Below are 19,703 nucleotides of genomic sequence, written 5' to 3' on the forward strand. Positions count from 1 at the left end.
CCAGTGAAGAAGACTATCATCACTGTTGGAAAATTTCTTTTTTTCCTTGCCATAGGATTATTTTTCATATGGATTTTTATGCGTAATCTGACAGCAGAGGAGAAAAAAGAAATCCTGCAATCTTTCCGTCAGGCCAACTATTGGTGGATCTTCCTTTCGATGGGTTTGGGTATTCTCAGTCACATAGGCCGGACTCTGCGATGGAAAATGCTCATAGAACCCATGGGGTATAATCCCAGATTCCGAAATGTTTTTTTTTCTGTTTTTATAGGATATTTTGCCAACCTGGCCCTGCCCCGCCTTGGAGAGATCAGCCGCTGCGGAGTATTGACAAAATATGAAAAAATACCATTTCAAAAATCCTTCGGAACAGTGGTCACTGAGCGCGCTGTTGACCTTCTGACCTTTATAATTCTTTTCTTTATCAACCTTGCCCTCCAATTCAACAAGGTGCACCTTTATATAGAAGAGAAGATATATCGGCCATTATCTGAAAAATTCAGCAATTCTCTTGTGGATAATTATTTCCTGATAGGTTTTTTGGCCATTCTTTTATTTGGCATTTTTTTTCTTTTTTTCTTCAGAAGAAAAGTTGCACACGCGAAAGTTTATTTGAAAATCAAAGAGTTCATCTTCGGATTTATTGAGGGATTGAAATCTCTCACCAAAATAAAACGCCCATGGTTATTTGTGTTTTATAGTATTTTTATCTGGCTGTTATACTTTGTAATGACCTATGTTGTTTTCTCATGCCTGCCTGAAACAAAGTCACTCAGCCTCATTGCCGGATTTGCCGTTTTTATCTTTGCCAGTATCGGCATCATTGTCGTCCAGGGAGGTATCGGCATATATCCGGCTATCGTTGCTGAAACGTTGTTTATATATAACATCGCTGAACCCAAAGGATATGCTATGGGATGGTTACTTTGGACGGGACAGACGGTCATGATCATTGTTGCAGGACTAATTTCTTTAACTTTATTGCCAATGCTAAACAGAACAAACAATGGTAAAACGTGAAGTAATAGATTCGAAAATTCTGGGTGCACAAGCTCTTGAAAGACAATTAGCTATCTGGCGCTTCAAAAGTAAACGGATTGTTTTCACAAATGGATGTTTCGACATCATTCACCTTGGTCATATCGATTACCTGTCAAAAGCTGCAGACCTCGGCGAGGTGCTTATCGTAGGATTAAACTCAGATGCTTCGGTACGGCGGATAAAAGGCCCGAACCGGCCATTGAATGATCAAATTGGGAGGGCAACAGTATTGGCATCTTTATACTTCGTAGATGCGGTTGTTTTGTTTGATGAAGATACTCCCTATCAGTTGATACAGACTGTTCAACCCGATATTTTAGTAAAAGGCGGTGATTACCGGCTCACGGATATAGTAGGTTACGATGTTGTCAAAGCTAAGGGCGGTGAGGTCTTCCTCATCGATTTTCTCCATGGTTATTCATCATCTTCTTTGCTGGAAAAAATCAAATTCATTTGATGAACAAGACTAAAACAGCTTTTTTTTGCCAGAATTGTGGTGCCCAATCGACCCGTTGGATCGGAAAATGTCCATCATGCAACGAATGGAACACTTATGTGGAGGAAATTATACACCGGGATGACAGCATGGGAAGCACCCATAATATTCTGCTGTCAGGTAAACCGGAAAAACCACAATTGATTTCAGATATTAACTGGTCAGATAATCCTCGCATCAATACACATGATGAGGAATTCAACCGTGTACTTGGCGGTGGTCTTGTGAACGGATCTCTTGTTCTTATTGGAGGTGAACCTGGTATTGGTAAATCTACACTGATGCTTCAGATAGCATTGAACATGAAAGGGACCAGAATACTTTTCGTATCAGGAGAAGAAAGTAACCAGCAAATACGTTTACGGGCTGATCGTTTAGGAATAATGAACAAGGAATGTTTTATATTGAATGTGACATCGACACAGGAGATATTTAAACATATTGATGAGATAAAACCAGGACTGGTCATCATTGATTCAATCCAGACATTGCATACTGATGTCATTGATTCATCGGCCGGAAGCATATCTCAAATCCGCGAGAGTGCTGCTGAAATGCAACATTTTGCCAAGGCGAGCGGTATACCTGTCATTCTTATAGGTCATGTCACAAAGGAAGGTCTTCTGGCCGGACCGAAAATCCTTGAGCATATGGTTGATACGGTCCTTCAATTCGAAGGTGATCATAATTATGTATATCGTATTCTCAGGGCTGCCAAGAATCGATTTGGATCAACCTCTGAATTGGGGATATACGAAATGCATGACAATGGACTCAGGGAGGTGCCGGATCCTTCGGAAATTCTTATTGCACAACGCGATGAAGAACTTAGCGGTATTGCTATTGCGGCGACCATTGAAGGCTTGCGTCCCATGCTGATAGAAATTCAGGCTTTGGTAAGTTCAGCTGCGTTTGGTACACCTCAGCGTTCATCTACGGGCTTCGATGTTAGACGTTTAAATATGTTACTGGCTGTACTGGAGAAAAGAAGCGGATTCAAGCTGGGATATAAAGATGTATTTTTAAACATCGCCGGTGGTATTCAGGTTGATGACCCGGCTATCGATCTGGCTGTAGTCACTGCTATACTATCTTCAAATGCTGATATACCTGTTGGCCAAAAGGTCACTTTCGCCGGCGAGATCGGACTCTCAGGTGAAATCAGATCCGTTAACCGCATCGAACAACGGATAACTGAAGCTGAAAGATTGGGTTTTGAAAGGATTCTTATTTCGAAATATAACCTGAAGGGTTTGAATAAACAGAAATTCACTATCAAGATCATTACCTGTACAAAAATTGAAGATCTGGTCAGGGAAATATTTTCCTAAATCCATTTACCGAATCAGGAATACAGGAAAAGGAAGATTAGTGGGATGATAATACCAATAGCAGTAAGCCAGGCACCACGACCGGAAATACCATTTTTCCCCCTGATGATGAAAAGGCCAGTTATTCCCAAAAGAATCAAGGCAGCTGCATAAATATCAGAAAAATATTTCCACCATTTTCCCGGATTATAATGTAAAAAGTTAACCTGATTTAATAATGGTCTGCGTTTGATCTTCTCAATGACACCGGTACCATCGGTCAGACGGATTGTAGCTGATCCTCCGGTTAAAAAGATTTTGAGGGTATTTCCATCAGGAAAATAATGTTTCTTATAATTATCCACTTCACCGATTCCCTTTAGGAGTGAAGCTATTTGTTTGTCATTTAGGGTATATATATCAGGAGGAACTGTGATATTGAATCCCGTTACATGAATAATATAATTTGGATTCCAGTCTTTGACGTGGTTGAGAGCTATTCCGGAAAGGCCATAAATAAAAGTCATCCCAAAGAAGAAATACCCGAAATCACGGTGTAAAACCCTGTTCCATTTGCGCCAGTTGATTTTGGTCATGGCCCGAAGCTTATTCTTTTTTTTCTTCGATTTTGTTGCAAACGATCGAATAAAAGGCAATAAATCCTTTACCGCTTGCGTCAACCTCTTGCCTGTACTGGTTAATTACATCATAAGGACTCTGATGATTGCCCTGATCGATTTTTTCCCCTAAACCTGTATACATCCCCTGTCCTGATGAAGCTGTACTATCTTGTTGTACTTCAGATTCCTGCTTTTTAATCTCATCTTCCCATTGCAACAGGTAAGCTTCATCTATTTTAAGTTCATCAACGATGCCTTTAACAACAATATCACTGCCTTCAAGAGCGATGTCAAAACTTGAAATATTACCTCCTACTGTGACTTTGACTCTTTTACTGGAATCACCGTCCATCAGGAACATCCGTTTTCCGCTTTCCCGGCAAACATGAACGACCGTCCCTGAGAGAACAACTTCCTTTCCTACATATTGCTGGACCAATGAATCAAAATCAGCCACACTCAGCATGATTTGTTCCTGTGCTTCCTTTGTAGTATTAGCTGTCTTATTTCCGCAAGAAATAATAATTAGCGAAAAAAATGAAAATAGAATGATAGTAAACAGAGATCTTAACATAATGTCCTCCTTTAAAATCAGGCTGCATAATTAATCATTTTTACTGACAACCGCAAATTACCTCTGTGAAATCTTGTAATGATCACCTAAACGGATTTCTCAAAAAATCCGTGTTACCTGAAACTGAATATCGAAAAAATCAAACCATTGGTTCAGGATAGATTACAAGTATTGGGGTGCAAGTTGGGTTAAAAGTGAGGCACCCTCTTTTTTAATTCCCATCTATCTACCTATTACTTAGATTTATTTTATTTGCTCCACGGCCGCGGGGACGAACCAACGCAACGCGACTGCGAGGCCTGGCAGCCAGAGCGTAAAAAAAAGAAACTGTCCCTGATTATGAGAGAGCCTCTATTATAATATTTTTCGATTTCAGACCAGTTTTTAAAGGAATAAAGAACTTTTTTACTGTGCAGGCTTTCAAATTTTTACCTTTGCAGGAATATGACAGATTTCAGCACATACAGGTTGAAGCTATTTGTTTTAGCGCATTTAATATTCCTGCTTTCACCAATCTATCTTTTTTCTCAGGATACAACGCTTATCAGGCTCATCCAGGCCGATGAAATCAAATATAACAAATACATAATGAGTGATATACAGGTTCTGGCAGGCCAGGTTATCCTTGAGCATGACAGCATTTTCCTATATTGCGACAGTGCCTATCTGAATGAAAAGATAAATAATGTTGAAGCTTTTGGCAACGTACATTTCAAGGCCAGTGACACGCTCCATCTTTTTGGCGATCACTTGATTTATGATGGAAATACAAAGATCGCCGAGATACAAAATAATGTTAAATTAATTGATAAAGAGACAACACTCACTACCGAACATTTGTTTTATAACCGCTTATCCCGGACTGCACAGTATATTGCAGGAGGCAAGATTATTAATAAGGATAATGAGCTTTACAGCGACATCGGATATTACTTTTCGGAAAAAAAAGAATTTCTCTTCAGGAAAAATGTTATTCTTGTCAATCCAAGGTATATCATGAATTCAGAGAATCTGAAATACAATACAGAGAGTGAAACAGCACATTTTCTTGGGCCTACAACGATTGAGAGTAGTGACACCTATATTTACTGTGAAAATGGCTGGTATGATACCAGAGATGATATCTCACAATATGACCGGAATGCCTATATCATTCATGGTGAGCAATCAATGAAGGGCGACAGTTTGTATTATGATCAGAAGATTGGATTCGGTAAAGCGTTCAATCATGTAGTTGTGACTGATACTGTACAGGATATTATCATTAAAGGGAATTATGCTGAATACAGGAAACCGGATGGCTATTCAATGATCACCGACAGCGCTGTAGCAATTTTAATTTCTGAATTGGATTCCCTTTTTCTCCATGCTGACACTTTACGAGCAACCTTTGATTCGACTCAAAACATCAGATCTCTTTATGCTTATAACCGGTCCAAGTTTTACAGAACTGATATACAGGGCATGTGTGATTCATTGTATTATAATTTTACCGATTCTGTCATCAGTCTATATAAAGAGCCTGTCCTATGGTCAGAGCAATACCAATTAACAGCGGATTCCATTCAGATATGGATCAGAAATAAGCAATTGTCGAGGATGATCCTGCACAATACAGCATTTATTATTGGCCGGGATGCGGAGAATAAGTATAACCAGATTCGTGGGATCAATATGACGGGATATTTTACTGATAATGAATTGACAAAAATAACTGTTGCATCCAATGCAGAGACCATTTATTTCGTCAGGGAGGATGACGGAGGGTTGATCGGCATCAACAAAGTATTCTCCGGAAATATGAAAATTCAATTATCTAACAATAAGATACAGAAGATAACCTATATCGATCAACCCACGGCTACACTTTATCCGGAGAATGAAGTAAAACCGGAAGATCTCAGGTTAAAAGGATTCAAATGGCTTGGAAACAGAAGGCCTTCTAATAAATTTGATATTTTCTTCGAGTGAAAAGTGAAATACAGTGGGAAGCCAGGTGTATTTTATTTTTTTTCCTCTTTATTTTTTTTGCCGAACACTGAGAAGTGAATGTATCTGCCGGGATTCACGCGGAGATCTTCGATCAGCAGGTTTAGCTCCCTCGCCGATGCATTGAGATGTTTATACAGACTATCATCGCTGATTAGAAGGCCGATTGACCCCTGACCCTTTTCAATTTTTTCAAGAACTAACGAGAGATCATGGATTGTACGGTTGGTGTTCGCCAGTGTTTCCGATACCTTAGCCTTGGCCAGTGTATCGCTGATCGAAGAAAAGTTCTGAAGTATATTGGTAATGTTATTGTTATTGTTTTTCAGGTTACTGGTAATCGAATTGATATTGGCAATGATAGCTTCAAAGCGGGAATGCTGCGACTGCATAAGTGTATCAATTAACTGGCTGGTACTCTGCAGATGGTCAATGGTTTTTTTGATGCTGGCTACACTGCCGATCAGGTTGGTTCTCATTTCAGCATTGAATACATACTGAATTATTGTAACCATTGAATCAATTGAAAGGAGAAGGTTCTCAGCTTTTCTTTTTATTGGCAGAACCTGTCTGTTCACTTCATCCTTGAGGCTTTCTTCAATTTCATTTGCAAGGGTATCTCCATTTGTACAAAAAGTGCTGGAATTTCCAAGGACAATAGCCACAGCCTTTGCGCCCAAAAGGTCTTCGGAGTAAATTCTTGCAACGGAGTTGTCAGGTACGGGCAGGTCGGTATTGAGGGACAATTCAACAATGATTTTAGCGGTTGTTTTATCAGCAAAGCGCAGGCTTTTCACCTGGCCGACTTTCATTCCATTGATATTAACAGGATTAGCAGCGACAAGACCATCAACCCTGTCATAAACGGCATAAAATATTCGATGGTGGGAGAATATGTCAGTGCCCTTCAGGAAATTTATCCCCCAAACGAAAAGAGCAATGGTTATAACGAAAATGATTCCGATTTTTACTTCTCTCGAAATCTTTATTTTCTTTAGTGTAAACATGATTATACAAAGATAAAAATATTTTGCTAAGTTGAAAAAACGCCTCCTCAAACTAAATCATAGCACTTTTTTTTCTGTCACAAAACATTTTAAAGGCAGTTTTTCAATCTGATTCCATGAGGAGTTTTTGTGCTTCATCCAATGTGATACGGTTGCCGTTTAAAAATGGGACGATGAAGACATCTTTAAAACCTTTTTTAAGTAATTCCTCTTTTAATTTATTGGCGCCTTCAAGTGTGGTATCATTCCCTGCTGTATATTTATAAAGTCCATCCTGACGGTATTCCCTGATATCTCTAATGTCTTTGAATTTTTTATAACCAGGAGGTTTTGGTTTGGTGAATGTGGCAAACTGCACCCTGAAAAAAATTTCGGGATGTGGTTTGGGGGGTTCTTTTTTATCAATGGTCACTGGTGGTTTCTGATTGGTTTTTTCAAAATTCAGCTTATATTCTTTAAAAGCTCTGTATGTTGCTGAAGCTAAATAATCCTGACCCTGGTCTGACAGGAGAAATTTTTCTTCCTGTGCATTGCTCAGAAAGCCGGTTTCAATGAGAATCCCCGGCATTGTTGTCCGGTATAGTACCAGGAATCCGGCTTGTTTGACACCACGGTCAATACGTTTCACATGCTCCCTGAATTGGTCCTGAACATGCATGGCCATATCGATGCTTTGTTCCTGAAATGCATGCTGGAAAAGTGAAAGTGTCACATAATCCTCATCAGAATTAGGATTGAAACCTTCATACATATCAGCATAGTCTTCCTCCTGAAAAATGGCAGAATTCTCTTTTTTAGCCACTTCAAGGTTATCCTGTGTCTTATGCAGACCCATAATAAAGGTTTCCGAACCGGAAGGTTCAGAAGAGCGGTTGGAATTGCAGTGAATAGAAATGAACAGATCAGCCCGGTTATCATTAGCTATTTTAGCACGTCGGTAAAGTTCCACAAAAACGTCAGTCGACCTGGTATAAATTACCTTGACGTCATGGAGATTGTCTTTAATATATTTACCTGTTTTAAGAGCGATGGCAAGTGTAATGTCCTTTTCTCTGGAGTTTTTCCCTAATGCACCTGGATCATGACCTCCATGACCGGCATCGATAACGACAGTATTAATGGTCATCTGGGCCGAGGCGATAGAATCAGACAACGCCAGAGCACAGAACATACCAAAAAATAAAATCAATCGTTTCAATCAGGAAATAGATTTTAATTAGTTTTGAGGAAATTATGCTGTTTCCCGGCCCCGGCATACGACATTCTGGATACCTGTTTGTATCGTATAAACTAAAAAAATCCGGGACTATTGTATATTGACAAAATTAGTATAGATAGAAGCACGTAGTAACTTATCTGTTGTCAAATTGTTGATGTTTTTTTTAACAAGACGCACAGTAGCTTTTTTTTTCACGGTGGTACTGGTTATGCTCCTTGATTATCAGGTAATCGGGCAGGATACGGTACCTATGAACCTTTCTGACACTTTAAAAGTATCTAGCGACTCGATAGTTGCCGACACACTGGGTGTGGTGGGAAAGAAATATGCACTGGAGGCGAAAGTTGACTACAAGTCCGACGATTCCATCATTTTTGATATCCCAAACCAAAAGGCCTTCTTATATCAGAATGCCGCGTTAAACTATCAAAAAACCGACCTTAAAGCGGCTTATGTAGAAATAGATTTTTCAAAAAGTATGTTGTACGCTACCTTTCTTCTTGATTCACTGAACAAGGAGACCGGAGTGCCTGTATTTACTGATGGGGACCAGAGCTTTACATCAAAAGAGATGAAATACAATTTTGATACGAAGAAGGGATTGATCAAAAATGTTATTACCCAGGAGGGTGACGGATATCTTCATGGGACAACAATCAAAAAGCTCGAAAATAATATTATTGATGTAAAATCCGGTAGTTATACAACCTGCAATCTTCCTCATCCGCATTATGGGATGCATTTTAAAAAAGCCAAGATTATACCTGATGATAAGATCATAACTGGTCCGGCGTGGATGGTCATCGAAGATGTACCCATACCTCTTGCCCTTCCGTTTGGTCTGTTTCCGATCTTTAAGGGCCGGACATCAGGCATTATCGTTCCCACCTGGGGTGAGTCGCCAGACCGTGGCTTTTACCTTGAGAATGGCGGATATTACTGGGGGATAAGTGATTATTTCGATCTGACGGTCAAAGGAGATATTTATTCGAGGGGAAGTTGGGCTATCAAACCTCTGGTGAGTTATAAGAAGCGATATAAATTCAGTGGTACTTTTGGATTCAGCTACGCGATCAATAAATTTGGTGATGCAGGCACTCCTGGTTATCAGAAAAAAAGGGATTTTTCTATTCGATGGAGTCACACACAGGACCCTAAATCCATGCCCAACAGCACTTTCTCGGCAAGTGTCAATATTGTCAGCAGTTCGTTTAACAGGTATAATCCAGTGAGTACAAATGACTATTTATCCAATACTTTTCAATCCAGCATTTCTTATCAGAAGAGCTGGTCGGGCCTTTATCATCTTACAGTCAGCCTCAACCACTCTCAAAATACACAGCAAAAGAACGTCATTCTTTCCCTTCCCAATATCTCCTTCAGTGTAAACCGCTTTTATCCATTCAGAAAAAAAGTGAGAGTGGGGAAGCTACGATGGTATGAAGATATCAGTGTGACTTATACCATGAATGCTCAGAATAACCTGAATACTTATGATTCATTATTGTTTACTAAGAGCATGATGAACCTGTTTAAGAATGGAATGAAGCATACTATTCCTGTTTCAAGCTCCCTGAAAGTTTTGAAATATTTCAACCTGACCAATTCGATCAGTTATACAGAGCGATGGTACACGCAGAGAGTTGAAAAAGCATGGGTAAATGATACAGTGATCACCTCCACTGATACGCTGCCAGGTTATGTGAAAAGTGATACGATCTATGGTTTTCAGACTGCACGGGATTTCAATTTCTCCTCATCACTGAGCACCAAATTGTATGGCATGGTACAATTCAGGAAGGGACCCCTGAGGGCTATACGGCACGTTATGACACCTTCGATAGGATTTACCCTCCGGCCTGATTTTGGCAGTGAAAAATTTGGTTATTGGAAATATTATTATCTCGACGAAACGAAAACCGACAGTGTGCATTACTCGCTGTATCAGAATTCAATTTACGGCACTCCCCCGGATGGAAAATCTGGAAGTTTTTCTTTCAGTCTTAATAATAACCTGGAGATAAAGGTACGTTCAAAAAAGGATACCATAACCGGAACAAAAAAGGTTGTTCTGATTGATAATTTTTATATCTCCACATCATATGATCTGGCCAGGGATTCGTTAAAATGGGCACCAATTAGCATGAGTGGACGAACAAAGCTTTTCCGTAACCTGAATGTCCAGTTTAACGGCCGATGGGACCTCTATGCCATTGATGATTCTACAGGCACAAGGATCAATACGTTCCAATGGGAAAAGAATCACAAGCTGTTGAGGTTTGATAATATGACATGGAATTTCAGTTTGAACTGGAATCTGACTTCTAAGAACAAAAAAAATCCACCTTTGGGACAATCTCCATCTGCTGCCGGAACCCAGGACGAGATAGCCCAGATTATGGCCGCACCTGACCAGTTTCTGGACTGGAATAATCCATGGCGGATAAATATTTCTTACAATCTGCAGTTGATCAGGCGATTTGATAAGGATTCATTTAGACCGAAAAATAAAATTACTCAGACTCTCTCGTTTAACGGGGATGTAAACATAACACCGAAGTGGAAAATCGGATTCCGGTCGGGGTATGATTTTGAAGGCGGAGGATTTTCCTATACATCGTTCGATTTTTACCGCGATTTACATTGCTGGGAGATGAGATTTAACTGGATACCTATTGGCCCTCTTAAAAGCTGGAATTTCTCCATTAATGCAAAGGCACCTCTCTTACAAGATCTCAAACTGCAAAAAAAGAAAGATTTCAGGGATAGTTTTTGAGTTCGGCAGCCAGCCGTAAAACTTTGCAGGTCAAAGAAAAATCGTAAGCTTATCTGTCTGGATAACCGTTCGTCAGTTTAAATAGAGATATTGATTCCGATCCCTGCTGCTTTGGCCTTATCATATACCAGCTTGGCAGTAGCTGTATCCTGAATAGCAAGTCCGTTGGACTTGAAAAGAGTGATTTCACCTGAAGTTATCCGGCCTATTTTTTTACCGGTTATAATTTCACCCAGTTCGGCATAGAAGTGCGATTCATCAATGATGCCTTCCTTAACAGGTATGATGATATCACCTGCTTCGCTGAAACATGCTTCACGGGAGTCACCAATAAATTTTGAGCGTCTAATGATATCGCTATCCAGTTCCCTGGCATTTGGTGAGTGGCTTCCGATACCATTGATATGTGTACCAGGTCTGATCTTCTTGCCATTAAAAATAGGCACGGCTGAAGAGGTGGCTGTACAAATGATATCTGCTGTTACCATATCATCAGCATTTTTCGCTTTCATGATCGGGAAATTCACTTTATTCTGAATGTCAGAAATGAACTTGTCCATTGCACTATCTGCAATATCAAAGATGAAGGCTTTTGAAAGTTTTCTGGCTTCTGCAATTGCCAGTAATTGTTGCCGTGCCTGTACACCTGTTCCAAATATGCCGGCAATTTGTTCATCATCTTTTCTGGCCAGGTATTTTGTCGCCACACCGCTGGCAGCTCCGGTTCTGACAGCTGTGAGGTAGCCGCCATCCATGATGCATAATACATCACCCGACTCCGGGTCCTGCAGCAGGACTTTACCGATCACTACCGGTAAGTTGAACCGGGCCGGATTATTCTTGTATACGGTGACAACTTTGCACGCCAATGCTTTCATCTGTTTAAGGTATGCAGGCATATACAGCGACACCCCATCCGGTGGAGAGATGTTCGTTCTGAGAGGCAGAACAGCCGTACCATTTGTCAGTTCGGCAAAAGCCTGTTCGACAGCATCCATGCAATCTTTCATGGTAAGCACTGACATGACGTCGTTACGATTTAAAATAAGAGTCATAGTACCTCCGGTTTATAACAAAGAATGAAGAATGAAAAATGAAAAATGAAAGATGAAAAAATACATTTTAACTCGATAATGTTTATTTGATTATAAAGATAAACATAAGTTTGGATTTATAAATACCCAGGTTTCAATCTGCCGCAAAGTTTGAATGATTTTCTTTTATATTTGCTAAAACAACAGATTTATCCCATGAAAACACTTGTTAATATTTCCGGTGCACCAAAGCCGATTGCGCCATACAGTCAGGCAATCCTGGCTGATCATACACTGTATATTTCCGGTCAAATTTCCATTAATCCATATACCGGTGAACTGGTCAGAGATAGTGTTCAGGCACAGACAAAACAGATAATGGAAAATATCACGGCCATTCTGAAGGAAGTTGGCATGAATCTGTCGCATGTAGTAAAGGTCACCATTTTCCTTAGCGATATGGCTATTTATAAGGATGTAAACGAAGTATATGGAGGCTATTTTAAGGAAGCTCCACCGGCTCGTGAAGCCCTTCAGGCTGCCGGATTACCGATGAACGTGGATGTGGAAATTTCATGTATTGCTGTTGGAAGTTAATCTGTACCTTCAAGAAAAGGTCGAATGTTACATTATCATATTTTGTTGTTTAATCGAATAGAGAATATATTATGTGCCTGATTATAAATATACCTGATATGAAATGCCACTTTATCCGCTTAATGGTTCTCTCTTTTCTTCTATCTCCGTTCTCCGTTCTTCTGGCCAATGAGGGTATGTGGATACCGATGCTTTTGAGTTTGCTTAATGAGAAGGAGATGCAAAGCATGGGGCTGAAGCTTACAGCCGAAGATATTTACAGCATAAACCAGTCGTGTTTGAAGGATGCCATAGTCATATTTGGCGGTGGATGTACAGGAGAGATCATTTCCGCGGAGGGTCTTTTGCTCACTAACCATCACTGTGGATATGGTTCAATACAGAGGCACAGCACATTGGAAAAGGATTATCTGACCGATGGTTTCTGGGCAGCCAGCCATGACGAAGAGCTATCAAACCCTGGTTTGACCTGCACTATGCTTGTGAGGATGGAAGATGTTACCGCTAAAGTGCTTTCTGGCGTCACAGGTGATCTTTCAGAAGCCAGCCGGAAGAAAATCATTGAAGAGAACTCATTAAAAATTTCAGAAGCGGCTGTAAAGGGAACCCCCTATGAAGCGGAGATAATTCCATTTTATTATGGGAATGAATTCTATATGCTTATCTATGAAGTATTCAGGGATATCCGACTGGTTGGCGCACCACCATCGAATATTGGTAATTTCGGTGGAGATACCGATAACTGGATGTGGCCCCGGCATACAGGTGATTTTTCCATTTTCAGAATTTATGTCAATAAGGATAACCAGCCTGCCGAGTATTCTCCCGACAATGTACCATATACGCCGAAAAAGCATTTGACAATCACGCTGAAAGGATATGAAAGAGGCGATTTCACTTTTGTTTTCGGATATCCTGCTTTCACGCAGGAATATCTTCCTTCGTATGCCATTGAGATGATCACTTTTGCCGAGAATCCTATACGGATTGACCTGCGGACCAAATCGCTTAATATCATTCTTGATGCCATGCGACAAAATGATCTGATCCGATTACAGTATGCTTCCAAACATGTGGGAATAGCCAACTCCTGGAAGAAATGGATGGGAGAGAAGCGGGGTATCATGTTGTATGATGTGGTCGATAAAAAGCGGGCATATGAAGATCGGTTTCAGCTTTGGGTTGATGGCGATCCTGACAGGAAAGCGCATTATGGCGAACTTCTTCCTTCTTTAAAAACTGTTTATGATCAGTTGACACCCTATCGTGAAGCCCAGGCCTATTATTCTGAGGCCGGTATGCGTGTCGAGGTTCTAAGATTTGCCAATACTTACAAAACCCTTGTAACTTTAAGTAAAGAAAAATTGCCCGATATGAAGAAGATAAGTGAAGAAACTGAAAAACTCAAACGGGGGTCGGAAGCATTTTTCAAAAACTATAATGCTGATGTCGATAAGAAATTGTTCCTCTCTCTTTTCACATCTTATATGAATGTGACTGATATCAGCTATCAACCGGATGTCTTTGAAGATATCAGAGTGAAGTATAAGGGCAATATCACAAAGTACGCTGATGAATTATTTTGCAGATCGTTTTTTGTTTGCCCCGTCCGCCTGAATGCATTGCTTGATAATTACAAACCATCTCATTATAAAAGACTTTTAAAAGACCAAGCCTATCAACTGGCATCCGGTTTATCAGAATACTACCTGAAATCCATACAACCCTATACCAGGAAGATGAGTATTACTATTGACAGCCTTATGCGTATCTATATGAAAGCGCAGATAGAGATGGAGCCTGACTGGAGGTTTTATCCTGATGCCAATTCTACCCTCAGGGTGGCTTATGGAAAAGTGGATGATTACACGCCAAGAGATGCTGTCGGATATGACTATTATACTACCTTGACAGGTATCATGGAAAAGGAAGATTCAACAGTGTATGATTATGTTGTTGATAAAAGGCTGAAGGAATTATATATTAATGAGGATTATGGACGATACGCTGACAAGGATGGCACCATGCGGGTCTGCTTTACTGCCTCCAATCATACAACAGGGGGTAATTCCGGCAGCCCGGTCTTTAATGGCGATGGCTATTTAATCGGCATTAACTTTGACCGAAACTGGGAAGGGACAATGAGCGATCTTATGTATGATCCTTTTCACTGTCGTAACATTTGCCTTGATATCAGGTATTGCCTTTTTGTGATCGATAAAGTTGCCGGAGCAAGTCATCTGATTGATGAGATGACTATTGTGGAATAGTAAAGTATCAGGTTGCAGGTTACAAGTTTCAATTCAACCGCTGATAAACTGGAATCTGATTTTTTTCATTTTTGATTTGTATCTTTACATTTTGATTTTCCATTTTTAATTTAAATTATCCGCCATGTCACATTGGTTAGAAGAAGAACTGAACCGTATAAAGGGAAATGAGCTTAAACTTGACAGGGATAAAATCCTTGCCAATTATCAGATTAATAAAGAAACCATAGACTGTTTTCTTAGTACCCTGATAACATCATTTGATGACCTGCAAAAAGTGATGACTGAGGATTATAAGTTCTCCTACAGGACATTGTCAAATGTTGGTGTATCTGAATATGAACTGTCGGAGTTTTCAGCTGTCAATTTCACACAAAAGCCGGTATTTCTCAGGCGGTTGCGGTTTATTCTTTCCGAAGATAAGGGCAAAATGCATATCACATTGTTCAGGGGGAAGCACCACAATCCGGATGAACCATGGAAATTCCATGATGAACAGGAATTTCATTTTGATATTGATAGGATGAATGAAGAACTAAGATACGAATTGGTCGACTGGTTTGCGTGGAAGAGTTTCAGCCCAAGGAGCCTGAGGTAGAATTATTGCCATAGTCAATTGGATTATAATTTTGATCAGGAATTAATCAGGTTATAATGGATCAAAGAGAAATCTCAAAACCGGATAAAAAGTATTTTGATGAATTCCCACCTGTTACAAGGGAGGAATGGGAAGCTGCGATATATCAGGATTTGAAAGGACAGGACTATCAAAAGAAACTGGTCTGGAAAACATATGAGGGATTTGATATCATGCCCTATTATATGCAGGAAGATCTTGAATCACTTGTTCATTTAACAGCGTGTCCTGGTGAATTTCCTTTTATCAGAGGTAACGGGAAAGAAAGCAACATCTGGAAAGTCAGGCAGGATATAAAGGTTGATGATCCTCAGAAAGCAGATATAAAGGCTGCTGATTTACTGCGAAAAGGTATAACCTCCTTAGGACTGGTTTTTAATGAAAAAAAAGATTATACACAGGAGGATATTGAGGTATTTTTCAAAAATGTACTATTGGGCTTTGCCGAAGTGAATGTATTGGCTGGCATGAATTTCATAGATTTTCTGAAGATCATTCTCACTGTGGTGGATAAATATAATCTGCGCAGGGATAATATTTTCGGGTCATTGAATTATGATCCTCTTGGCAACCTGGCGATAAAAGGTAATTTCTTCATTTCGGAAGAAGAGGACTTCAATGTGGGTAAAAAGCTGATCCTGATGGCTAAAGATGTGCCGGGTTTCAGGATGATTTCCATAAACGGACAACATTTTCATAACGCTGGTGCATCAATAGTTGAAGAACTGGCCTTTAGTCTGACGGCCGGTACCGAATACATTCATAGACTGACCGACAGGGGTTTATCTGTTAATCAGATTTCTCCGCGGCTTTCATTCACATTTGGTGTGGGATCGGATTATTTCCTGGAAATAGCCAAACTACGTGCAGCTCGGATGCTTTGGGCCCATATTATGCGTGCATTCGGCCCTGAGAATGAAAACCTGACACAAATGAATATTCATGTAGAAACGTCGAGATGGAATATGACATTATACGACCCATACGTGAATGTTCTCCGCTCCACAACGGAGTCTATGTCGGCTATTATCGGTGGAGCAGACTCTCTGACTGTTTTACCTTTCGACAGTGCTTATGCCGAGTCATCCGAGTTTTCGGAACGTCTTGCGAGAAATCAGCAACTGCTGCTTAAGGAAGAGGCTTATCTGCAAAAGGTTATCGACCCTGCAGCCGGATCCTATTATATTGAAAACCTGACCAGTTCCATTGCTGATGAAGTTTGGAAATTATTTTTGCATATCGAAGAAAAGGGCGGATATCTGCAAGCATTTAAGGAAGGTTATGTCCAGTCAAAGATCAAAGAAACTGCCAGTACAAGAGATATTGCGATTGCACAGAGAAGGGACATCCTTCTGGGATCAAATCAATATCCGGATTTTACTGAACATATTGATGCAGAGTTGCCTGCAGAAGTCACGAATCCGGTCAGCCAGCATCCCGATAATATCCTTGCTGAGCCCCTTAAACCATACCGGGGAGCTATGGCATTTGAGAGATTAAGGTACAGAACTGATAGGTTTGCCATTGCAAACAAACGACCTGAGGTATTCATGCTTACTTATGGAAATCTTGCCATGCGTCGTGCCCGCAGCCAGTTTGCAGGTAATTTTTTTGGTTGTGCAGGATTCGGGATCATAGATAATCCAGGTTTTGACACTGTGAAGGAAGGTATTGAAGCCGCTCTGGCGAGCCATGCTGAAATTGTCGTTATCTGTAGTTCTGATGAGGAATATTCATCCCTCATTCCAGAGGTATTCCCTCAACTGCGAAATGATAAAATTATCGTTTTGGCAGGATATCCTAAAGATTATGCTGAGCGTTTTAAGATGATTGGATTAAAACATTTTATTCATGTCAGATCGAATATTCTTGAGACTCTGGAAGGGTTTCAGAAAGAGTTAAATATATTCTAAAGGTAGAAAATCTGCAAAATGAAACCCGATTTTTCTCAGATAAACATAGCTTCGCAAAAAGAGCCGGCCATATCCAGCAAAGAATGGTGCGAAAAGCTTGGGATCAGGGAAGAGTGGAAAACTCCTGAACGGATACCTGTTAAAAGTGTTTATTTAAAAGATGATCTTCAGGGAATGGAGCACCTGCATTACGCTGCCGGATTGCCTCCTTTTCTAAGAGGCCCTTATTCCACCATGTATGTCATGCATCCCTGGACCATAAGGCAATATGCCGGATTTTCAACGGCTGAGGAGTCGAATGCATTTTACCGCCGTAATCTGGCCTCAGGTCAGAAAGGTCTTTCTGTTGCCTTTGACCTGGCCACCCACAGGGGTTATGACTCTGACCATCACAGGGTTATTGGTGATGTCGGCAAAGCCGGCGTAGCCATTGATTCGATTCTGGATATGAAGATTCTATTTGATCATATTCCACTGAGCCAAATGTCGGTTTCGATGACCATGAATGGCGCTGTGTTGCCAATACTTGCCTTTTATATTGTCGCGGCACTTGAACAGGGTGTACGCTATGATCAGATGAGCGGAACCATTCAGAATGATATTCTAAAGGAGTTCATGGTGCGGAACACATACATTTATCCACCCCAGCCTTCTCTCCGTATTATTGCCGATATTTTCAGATTCACGGCCCAAAATATGCCGCGGTTTAACTCGATCAGCATCAGCGGATATCACATGCAGGAAGCAGGAGCCACGGCCGACATTGAACTGGCTTATACCCTTGCCGATGGACTGGAATACCTCAGGACTGGTATTAAGGCGGGATTGGACATTGATGATTTTGCACCCCGGATCTCCTTCTTCTGGGGTATAGGCATGAATCACTTTATGGAGATTGCCAAGATGCGCGCAGCGCGAATGATCTGGGCAAAGATCGTCAAAGGATTCAATCCAAAAAATCCCAGGTCGATGGCATTAAGGACACATTGCCAGACCTCAGGCTGGAGCCTGACTGAGCAGGACCCGTTTAATAATATCACAAGAACCTGTGTTGAGGCCCTGGCCGCGGCCCTGGGGCATACCCAGTCGTTACACACAAATGCCCTTGATGAGGCTATAGCCCTTCCGACCGACTTCTCAGCTCGCATCGCACGTAATACTCAGATATATCTGCAGGAAGAAACGAATATCTGCAGAACAGTCGATCCATGGGCAGGATCTTATTATGTGGAATACCTCACGCATAATATAATCCGGCGGGCCTGGGATCTTATTGAAGAGATTGAAGATTTGGGTGGCATGGCTAAAGCTATTGAAACAGGCCTTCCCAAGATGCGTATTGAAGAAGCTGCTGCCCGTAAGCAGGCACGCATCGACTCGAATCAGGACATCATCGTTGGTGTAAATCAGTACCGCCCTGAAAAGGAAGAGCCCTTTGATACTCTTGAAGTAGATAATACTGCCGTCAGGGAATCTCAGATAAAGCGGTTGCAGAAGCTAAAAGACGAACGACATGATGAAGAAGTGCAATTGGCGCTTGATGCTATTACAAAGGCTTGCGAAACCGGCGAAGGCAATCTCCTTGAACTGTCGGTTATTGCTGCTCAGAAGAGGGCAACACTTGGTGAAATATCTTATGCCTGTGAAAAGATCTTTGGAAGGTACAAGGCTGTGATACGTTCAATTTCAGGTGTTTATTCTGCAGAAGTGAAGGGTCATAAATTTTTTGGCAAAGCCTCCGAAATGGCCGATAAATTCGCAGAGTTAGAGGGCCGACGTCCTCGTATTATGGTGGCAAAAATCGGTCAGGACGGGCATGACCGTGGTGCCAAGGTAGTTGCTACCGGCTTTGCCGATTTAGGCTTTGATGTGGACATCGGACCTTTATTTCAAACCCCCGAGGAAGCTGCCCGCCAGGCAGTTGAAAACGATGTCCATATCATCGGCATCTCAAGTCTTGCCGCTGGACATAAAACCCTTGTGCCTAAAGTTATAGATGCCCTGAAAGATCAGGGACGCGAAGATATCATGGTCATTGTCGGTGGTGTAATACCACCGCAGGATTATGAATATCTCTATAAAAAAGGTGTCGTGGCTATTTTCGGACCCGGCACAGTTATCTCGGAAAGTGGAATCAGGTTGCTTGAAATACTGATTGATGCGAAAAGGGATCAGAATGATCAGTTAATGTCTGAAGTTTGATTCTAGATTTATCTTAAG

General features: G+C 40.9%; 15 protein-coding genes. 10 read left to right on the plus strand and 5 right to left on the minus strand.

The features are described from left to right. Positions 1 to 3 precede the first annotated feature (3 nt). Genes NT175_09020 through radA form a run of 3 tightly spaced genes read left to right on the plus strand, consistent with a single transcriptional unit; the run spans position 4 to position 2,868 of the window. The gene (locus NT175_09020; GenBank protein ID MCX6234844.1) at positions 4 to 1,020 is read left to right on the plus strand and encodes a lysylphosphatidylglycerol synthase transmembrane domain-containing protein; all 1,017 of its coding nucleotides are present in this window, start codon (positions 4 to 6) and stop codon (positions 1,018 to 1,020) included. Beyond that, positions 1,007 to 1,498 carry a D-glycero-beta-D-manno-heptose 1-phosphate adenylyltransferase gene (rfaE2, locus tag NT175_09025; GenBank protein MCX6234845.1) on the plus strand — a complete coding sequence of 164 codons (492 nt, stop codon included), beginning with the start codon at positions 1,007 to 1,009 and terminating at the stop codon, positions 1,496 to 1,498. The genes NT175_09020 and rfaE2 overlap by 14 nt, the downstream gene beginning before the upstream one ends. Continuing rightward, the gene (radA, locus tag NT175_09030; GenBank protein ID MCX6234846.1) at positions 1,498 to 2,868 is read left to right on the plus strand and encodes a DNA repair protein RadA; all 1,371 of its coding nucleotides are present in this window, start codon (positions 1,498 to 1,500) and stop codon (positions 2,866 to 2,868) included. The genes rfaE2 and radA overlap by 1 nt, the downstream gene beginning before the upstream one ends. A gap of 14 nt (positions 2,869 to 2,882) precedes the next feature. Here the strand turns inward: radA and NT175_09035 are convergent, their stop codons facing one another. Together NT175_09035 and NT175_09040 are read right to left on the minus strand one after the other, a co-directional pair. Further along, complete coding sequence (locus NT175_09035) at positions 2,883 to 3,443, minus strand: PepSY-associated TM helix domain-containing protein (GenBank protein MCX6234847.1); 561 nt, start codon at positions 3,441 to 3,443, stop codon at positions 2,883 to 2,885. A gap of 10 nt (positions 3,444 to 3,453) precedes the next feature. Next, positions 3,454 to 4,041, minus strand: coding sequence for a hypothetical protein (locus NT175_09040; GenBank protein ID MCX6234848.1), 588 nt, complete (start codon positions 4,039 to 4,041; stop codon positions 3,454 to 3,456). 444 nt (positions 4,042 to 4,485) lie between these two features. Here NT175_09040 and NT175_09045 point away from each other — a divergent pair, with 444 nt between their 5' ends. After that, on the plus strand, positions 4,486 to 6,012 hold the full coding sequence (locus tag NT175_09045) for an organic solvent tolerance protein OstA (protein MCX6234849.1): 1,527 nt from the start codon (positions 4,486 to 4,488) through the stop codon (positions 6,010 to 6,012). A gap of 32 nt (positions 6,013 to 6,044) precedes the next feature. Here NT175_09045 and NT175_09050 read toward each other — a convergent pair whose 3' ends face one another. Both NT175_09050 and NT175_09055 read right to left on the minus strand, forming a co-directional pair. Next, positions 6,045 to 7,037 (minus strand): MlaD family protein, encoded by a 993-nt coding sequence (locus tag NT175_09050; GenBank protein MCX6234850.1) that lies wholly within the window; start codon positions 7,035 to 7,037, stop codon positions 6,045 to 6,047. Positions 7,038 to 7,140: 103 nt separating this feature from the next. Further along, the gene (locus tag NT175_09055; protein MCX6234851.1) at positions 7,141 to 8,235 is read right to left on the minus strand and encodes an N-acetylmuramoyl-L-alanine amidase; all 1,095 of its coding nucleotides are present in this window, start codon (positions 8,233 to 8,235) and stop codon (positions 7,141 to 7,143) included. A gap of 229 nt (positions 8,236 to 8,464) precedes the next feature. Here NT175_09055 and NT175_09060 point away from each other — a divergent pair, with 229 nt between their 5' ends. Continuing rightward, positions 8,465 to 11,032 (plus strand): putative LPS assembly protein LptD, encoded by a 2,568-nt coding sequence (locus tag NT175_09060; GenBank protein ID MCX6234852.1) that lies wholly within the window; start codon positions 8,465 to 8,467, stop codon positions 11,030 to 11,032. Positions 11,033 to 11,109: 77 nt separating this feature from the next. Here the strand turns inward: NT175_09060 and NT175_09065 are convergent, their stop codons facing one another. After that, a complete protein-coding gene (locus NT175_09065) occupies positions 11,110 to 12,087 on the minus strand; it encodes an ornithine cyclodeaminase family protein (GenBank protein ID MCX6234853.1) in 978 nt (325 codons plus the stop codon). Between the two features lie 195 nt (positions 12,088 to 12,282). Here NT175_09065 and NT175_09070 point away from each other — a divergent pair, with 195 nt between their 5' ends. The 5 genes from NT175_09070 (at position 12,283) to scpA (ending at position 19,685) form a co-directional block, all read left to right on the plus strand. Next, complete coding sequence (locus NT175_09070) at positions 12,283 to 12,663, plus strand: Rid family detoxifying hydrolase (GenBank protein MCX6234854.1); 381 nt, start codon at positions 12,283 to 12,285, stop codon at positions 12,661 to 12,663. Positions 12,664 to 12,761: 98 nt separating this feature from the next. After that, entirely contained in the window at positions 12,762 to 14,933 is a 2,172-nt protein-coding gene (locus NT175_09075) for a S46 family peptidase (GenBank protein ID MCX6234855.1), read from the plus strand. Positions 14,934 to 15,057: 124 nt separating this feature from the next. Further along, a complete protein-coding gene (locus NT175_09080; GenBank protein MCX6234856.1) occupies positions 15,058 to 15,531 on the plus strand; it encodes a hypothetical protein in 474 nt (157 codons plus the stop codon). 56 nt (positions 15,532 to 15,587) lie between these two features. Further along, the gene (locus NT175_09085; GenBank protein ID MCX6234857.1) at positions 15,588 to 17,483 is read left to right on the plus strand and encodes a methylmalonyl-CoA mutase family protein; all 1,896 of its coding nucleotides are present in this window, start codon (positions 15,588 to 15,590) and stop codon (positions 17,481 to 17,483) included. 18 nt (positions 17,484 to 17,501) lie between these two features. Continuing rightward, positions 17,502 to 19,685 (plus strand): methylmalonyl-CoA mutase, encoded by a 2,184-nt coding sequence (scpA, locus tag NT175_09090; GenBank protein MCX6234858.1) that lies wholly within the window; start codon positions 17,502 to 17,504, stop codon positions 19,683 to 19,685. Positions 19,686 to 19,703: the final 18 nt, after the last annotated feature.

Source organism: Bacteroidota bacterium (genome assembly GCA_026391695.1).
In the GTDB taxonomy this organism is placed as follows: Bacteria; Bacteroidota; Bacteroidia; order Bacteroidales; family JAGONC01; genus JAPLDP01.